The sequence below is a fragment of the Anaplasma marginale str. Florida genome, from assembly GCF_000215485.1.
GTDB lineage: Bacteria > Pseudomonadota > Alphaproteobacteria > Rickettsiales > Anaplasmataceae > Anaplasma > Anaplasma marginale.
The window spans coordinates 1-6,813 of the sequence record NZ_AFMS01000132.1; the positions used below are offsets into that span (position 1 = coordinate 1).

General features: G+C 51.6%; 3 protein-coding genes and 1 pseudogene. All 4 read left to right on the plus strand.

Annotated elements, in window-relative coordinates:
- The first annotated feature begins 204 nt into the window (after positions 1-204).
- A complete protein-coding gene (locus tag GAC_RS03650; RefSeq protein ID WP_241760153.1) occupies positions 205-846 on the plus strand; it encodes a glutamate ligase domain-containing protein in 642 nt (213 codons plus the stop codon).
- A gap of 157 nt (positions 847-1,003) precedes the next feature.
- Positions 1,004-1,915 carry a hydroxymethylbilane synthase gene (gene hemC, locus GAC_RS03655; protein ID WP_010267733.1) on the plus strand — a complete coding sequence of 304 codons (912 nt, stop codon included), beginning with the start codon at positions 1,004-1,006 and terminating at the stop codon, positions 1,913-1,915.
- Positions 1,890-2,789, plus strand: coding sequence for a UDP-N-acetylmuramate dehydrogenase (murB, locus tag GAC_RS03660; protein WP_010264698.1), 900 nt, complete (start codon positions 1,890-1,892; stop codon positions 2,787-2,789). Before hemC ends, murB begins: the two co-directional genes overlap by 26 nt.
- A gap of 281 nt (positions 2,790-3,070) precedes the next feature.
- A pseudogene (locus GAC_RS06225) lies at positions 3,071-6,813 on the plus strand (type 4 secretion system effector protein); the annotation flags it as partial.

Consider the following 6,813-nt stretch of genomic DNA (forward strand, 5'->3'; position numbering starts at 1 on the left):
AATTATGTCAATCATAACCTCCATATCCTTAGACCACACAAGCTCCCTCGGCACAACAGTAGAGCTCATAGCTGGAGAAAAATCTGGAATTATCAAGCGCGGTACAAGTTGTGTTGTTGCTCCACAGGAGACAGAATCTATCATGCGCACAATTGAATACTACGCAATGCGTGATCAGGCATTTTTATATCGTGGAGGCATCGAATGGTCTTGCAAAAAAAGTGCGGTAGGATGCTATTTTCCACCGGCGAGGCCTCGTATGAGTTCCCCCTCCCATCACTGCCCGGTGACCATCAGGTGATTAATGCCGGCAACGCCATAGCCGCATGTAGTATTCTATCTGGAAAATTTGGCTACAAAATTGATTATGAAGACATAGTCGGTGGGCTCACCAACACCAGGTGGCCCGCAAGGCTCGAGAGAATAACTAGCGGGTTCATACCCAAACTTTTACCCAAGGGCTGGAGGCTGTTTTTGGATGGGGCACACAATCCAGCGGGGGCGCAGGTCCTCAGCGATTGGATCGAACAGAGCACAAGTGGTGGTTTATACCTCATAGTGGGCATGACTAGAGGCAAAGATTCCAAAACGTTCTTATCCTGCCTCAAGAAGCATATAAAATTTCTGTGTGCAGTCTGCGTAAAGTCTGAGCCAAGAGCTCAACTCGCGGAAGAGCTCGCGCAGGACGCCGCAGAGCTTGGCATTCCCTCCTCGGCAGAAAGTGATATACAGTCTTCCATCAGGAAAATTCTCAGCATTGGGGATTCTGGCCCAGAGCCCACAATTTTGGTGTGCGGGTCACTATTCCTAGCGGGTGACTTGCTCAAAGAGAGCGTTGTATGCTGATATCACAATTTTATCATGGCTAGGTGGAAGAGTTATCAGGTCAAGGCGAGGTTGTCTACCATCACTGCGATTCATGTTTGACGCCATGTGGAGTAACTGGCAAATATATGCTAACTCTGGGTCTCGATGAGTACTTCCGTTGTAGTGGTGAGGGTGTATGTATGCTCCTGTGGTCAGGCTGGGAACAAGAGGAAGCACGCTGGCACTAATACAAGCAGAGGAGGTCAAAGCCGCAATTGCAGCCCACTTTCCTGAGGTCCGAGTGGATGTTACCAAGATAAAAACGTCTGGGGATGTAAAGGTTGACAGGCCACTGTGTGACATTGGCGGCAAGGGCCTGTTCATCAAAGAGATAGAAGAGGCCCTGTTGGCCAATAAGATAGACATTGCCGTACACTCGGCCAAGGATGTTCCGGGCTTTTATTCCGAAAACTTAGACATGCCGTGCGTACTCAAAAGAAGATCTCCCATGGACGTTTTTATATCTGTAAAGTACAAAAGCCTAAACTCCTTACCCGCCGGAGCAAAAATCGGCACCTCATCGATCAGAAGAAAGGTGCAGCTTCTCGCTTTCAGACCAGACCTGGAAATAACCCCCATGCGGGGCAATGTTGACACCAGAATCGCTAAGGTACAATCTGGCGAGTGCGACGGTATAGTGCTGGCTGAGGCTGGGGTGGACAGGATATCTGCACGTGCTAAGATCACCGAGGTATTACATCCAGACGTGATGTTGGGGGCCGTAGGCCAGGGGGCAATATGCGTTCAGTGTAGAAAAAGCGACGAAGGAATAGTGCGTATGCTCGCAAAGTTGAACGACCATGAGTCATTCACGGCCGTGCTGGCTGAGCGAAGCTTCATGAAGGCTGTGAACGGCTCCTGCCACACACCTTTAGCTGCAATGGCTAGGTATGTGGACAGTGGCCTGATGTCGATGAAGTGCATGCTAGCGCATGACTCTCGTACCATGGTATCCGCAGAACGCACTTTTCCTGAACGTGATGCAGAAAGTGTGGGCTTTGAAATGGGGGTGATGCTCAAAGATGAGTTACGGCTTCGTGGCGTATAACTTGCCCAAGGTGCAGGGAACGTATCGCAGGGGCGTTAAAATGCACAATGCAACGTGGTTCAATGTTGGGGGCGTAGCAGAAGTTGTGTTCAAACCCTCAAGTGTAGAGGACCTGGCCGCGTTTGTACGAGATACAAACCTACCAATATCCGTGGTGGGCGTTGCATCAAACCTTATCGTGAGAGACGGCATAGTAAAGGGGGTGGTTGTCAAGCTTGGAAGGGAGTTTTCGTACATCAACTGCAATGGTAACATCATAACTGCTGGATGCGCCACACTCCTGAGCAACCTTGCTGTGGCGGCCCAAGAGAGTGGAATCTCGGGACTCGAGTTTTTTGTAGGCATACCCGGCACTGTCGGCGGAGCAATTGAAATGAACGCGGGTGCGTACGGCGGCGACGTCGCTTCAGTGCTACGTTCAGTCCGGGCAGTAAATGAGCACGGGGAAATTTGCACGCTTTCCAATGATGATATGCGATATTCATACCGAGAGCACGGGCTGGTGGGCAAATGGATTTTCGTTGATGCAACTTTTGTTGGGGCTTGCGGTGACCGTGACGCTATTAAGGGCACAATGCGCGAGTTTATTGCACGACGCAACGATTCACAACCTGTGAGGGGAAGAACTGGCGGATCCACCTTTAAAAACCCTGAAGGGCATCAGGCGTGGGAGTTGATAGACAAGGCGGGATGCAGAGGGCTCCAAATTGGAGGGGCGCAGGTCTCCGAGAAGCACTGCAATTTTTTACTGAACTGCGGCGGGGCAACTGCAAAAGATCTTGAAGATCTAGGAAATGAAATCCGCTGCAGGGTACATAGCATGTTTGGCATAAAGCTTGAGTGGGAAATCAGATTTCTAGGATGTGGGTTGTAGGCACTGCAATGCAGAAATAGTGCGCGTATGCCTGCAACTCCAGCCCTCAGTAAGTTAAGTAATCACACGCGCGTACACGCACCCTACCGGCATACAGTGTACACACCATTTATGCGTAGGGTGGTGTCTTTGACGCATTTTAGCGGATAATTAATACTTTAACGATATTATACGCAGTGCAACTCGCTTGCTGAGCGTGATTGTGACACATGCAACAATAGCTTGAAGCCAACGTTTTAGTAAACGTATTCGGCGCCAGGCGCAATTGCGGTACGTTAACTATGTCTGAAGAATCTCTCATGGCTTCTCCTGGATCTCGATCATCTGGACCGAAGACTTCTGAACACAAAGAGGGGGAGCTCGGTTCCACTGATACTGCACACAAAGGTTTGAACAACGAGGCTTCTGTGCCCGGAGCAGCAGTACCGGAGAGTGCTGTACCCACTACGCCAACACCGACACCGACGCCACCGCCAGGCGTGCCGCCAGTACCGCCACTGCAGCCACGAGAGGAAGCTAGGCGTACCCTGACCTATGCGTGGGGCAATATGCAGCGCGACGAGTACGCGGAGTTTGTAGCGCAACTTGAGAACGTGCCTACGGGGTACGAGGATACTTGGCTACTCGAATCGGACCTAAAGACAATACTGCACCATGCGTGCTCCGCGGGAGATCCCAAATACGTTAGCTACTTGCTGGATCATGGATACAGCATATCAGCCGTTGACATTCAGGCAAATACGCCCCTGCATGACGCGGCAACCGCGCTGGACGATCAGTCCGCGGCCAGGTTGCAGCTGATTCTGGAACATCTTGGGTACGGGCACCCCACTGCAAGAGCGCTCAATCGTCAAGGTGAGGCACCTCTGCATTCTGCGATTGCCTGTGAGAATCTAGAAAATGTAAAGAAGTTCGTTGAGCTCAGCGACTGCAGCCTGCTTGATTTAGAATTGCGAACATTTCTACACCGAGCGGCACGGAACCAAGGCGATGAATTCACGTCACACGTTCTGGAGCATGTGAAAGCACAAGTTGCAGCATCGAAAGACATTGCAAAACACTACAAGGCGCTGTTATGCTCTGAGGACCTGAGTGGTTACCTGCCAGCGCACTATGCGGCCACACGTGGACTGCAAAACTCTGGTATTAAAATACTCCAAGAAACCATCGCGCAGGCACGGATGAGCGGTGGGAACACCGGTGTCAGCAACGTCCTGCAGCACATGGGTGGCGCCGGCAATACAATTCTGAACTGTGCAACAAAAGGTAAGTGCAGACCACTGCTGGAGGAAGCAGTTAAGATTTATGCGCAACACTGCCAAGCCGGATTCTCAATCCAAGATGAACAAGGCAGGGCACCCATCCACAACGCAGCTGGGTACGTTAGCGCGGACCTTTTTGCGAAAATACTTCACAATACAAACACTCAGGCTTTCGATAAGCATACACAAGACGGTGCAAACCTGCTAAGCCTCGTAATGCAGGATAAAGCAGATCGCACCAGACGGCAGGGGAAAATAAAGCTGTGTCTGGACGTTCCCGAAATCGCACAGTGGATAAACACTCCGGGCCTGAATGGTATGGTCCCACTATGTGAGATGTACCTGGAAGGCAACAGCGTAGAGTATATAACAGACCTGATAAAGAGCGATAAAGTAGACGTAGATAGCCGATGCACAGATGGCAGGTCTGTGATACACATTGCAGCGGAAAGAGGCGATGTTAAGGTCTTGGAAGCGCTGTTACTGAACAGGAAGAACGCAAAAGGAGATGCAAAATTCCCTGTATCTGAGGGCCAATGTACTCCTGCAGTTCACGTGCTACAAACCAGGAGCGACGATGACGCTACCCTTGAAGTTATCAAGCGATTGATTCCCCAAGAGCCCTCCTTGGAAGATGTGGCACTCCATGCTGCGCGCTCCGGGAATTATCGTGTACTGCGATATGTGACTGACTGTACACAAGGGCACGGTGGGATTGATGTCAACCGCGAGCTTAGAGACGCCAAAGGGAACTTGTTAGCATCTGCGGTGAGCTGCTGAGGAACGGGCATATTAATATAGTAAGCAAATTGGTCGAGACCCAGGGCGCAAGACTCGAGGGGATTGACAGCCAGTGTGCCTTGTCCTCTGCAATTCAGGGGAACTGTTTTACAAACAATCGGGGAAATATCGCCGGCTACAACTGGTTTGAACGTGCCTATGCTCAGCTCATGGCGCTGTTCACAGGACTTACAGATATGGTCCTCAAGATTTTCAACGAGGGCATCGCAATCGAGCGTGGCATAAAACTTCTCCTGCAAAACGGCGCTGAGATTCGTGGCTATGAAGTGGAACAAACCGCACTCGGGGATGACGATACACCATTGATCTTCGCAATAAAACACGCGCAGCCAAATACGATCTTGGTTCGGTTCCTGATTAGAAATGGGGCTGACGTAAATTGCCGCGATAGCTCCGGAAATACTGCGCTGCATGCCGCAGTTGAACTGTTAAAATTCCCTGAAAAGCAGAAATGCGCTCAAGAGTTTGTGGACCTGCTTTGCGCCCGTGGTGCCTCTGCTCGCCAGCGCAATGCTCAGGGCCATACTCCACTGCACATGGCAGCTGCGTACAGGAGTATACCCGCATTTGAGAGCATATTGAGGAGCAACAAGCTCAGTGCACTGGAGCGCTCCAGCGTTGATGGGTCTTCGGCGCTACACGTTGCCATGAAGAGCGGCGTGGGTGAAAGTGACATTATGAGAATGCTGAAGAGCTGCCAGCAAATTTTAGCTCCAGTTGAGCTTGCACAGATGTTGAGCACACATGATTCAAGCGGCAACACCCTGATGCATGTTGCTGCGGAGCTGGATTTCAAAGATGTCGTGGCGTTTGGCCTGGACAATGGCGCACAGATGTCTATTAAAAACGCAGAGGGTAAACTTGCTCACGAGCTAGCTCCACCATCAGGCCACATAGCGGGCGGCAAGTTAGCTAGCAAGATGGCCACACAGGTCAACAGCGAGGGAGGAGCTCGTAGCTACAGCACAGTTAAAGTAGATCCTTTAGGGCGTACCAGTCGTGCAAGACGCAATGTACGAACCCCTGCACCCAAAGCTGGTAGCATCGCAGGCAGGATTCCTGCTGCCGCAGCAGGCGGTGCAGCAAATGATGATAACAAAAACAGGGGTACTGGGCCTTCGGGTCCCGGTAGCACCGGCAGTCCATCGCAGGGTGGCAGCGGCGTGCCTGGGGCCTACGGCCCCGACGCGAAGGCGGCAAGTGCGTATGGTGCACATGCACAAGATATTCAGCAACCTAGCGCCCCCGGCCTTGACACTCCTGGCAATGCAGCGGTATGCCCTGATGGTCATGGACACCCTACAACTCACCCATTGAATAATGCTACTGCACCCACAGCACCGCATCCGGATACAAGTGCTGACAGTACACCTCCGCCATATGCGTCTATTTTCGGCATTCTTACCACAGACACAGAAGATACGGCGTACACACGGCCTGTAACATTATATCCGAAGATAGGCGGTTCCGGTTCACCTACCCCAGCTGCAGCTGGCACTGCAGCTCAGGATGTGCAGAGAGCTCTGCATACAGACGCCGCACTTGATGAAAGAGAGGAGCAGGAACGTGGATACGATAGGACGCAATACAATATTGAGGAAGCCCTAGAGAGTGCCATAGACGCTCTTGGTGTTGATAGTCTATCAGGGCTGGTAGGTATGTTCTCTTCAGCAGCGCAGCAGCTGGAACAGTGTAAGGATGGAAAGCAACAGCCCCTCAAAGCCGCTGCGGAAGTAGCAGGCTCAGAAACACTGGCAGATGCGGCAAAGCGGCTTCTGAGTGCTCTTGGTAGCATAACAGCAGCAAGCGATCAGGAAAAAACAGGAAGAGCTGCGGATCAACGAGCGGCAGAGGCGGCAGAAAGCGGCGTGGCAAGCGATGCTCAACAACAAGCACACGGTGCTTCATCGCAATCTACGGGGCAGAAACAGCAAGACGGCACTACACAGGAACAAGGCACA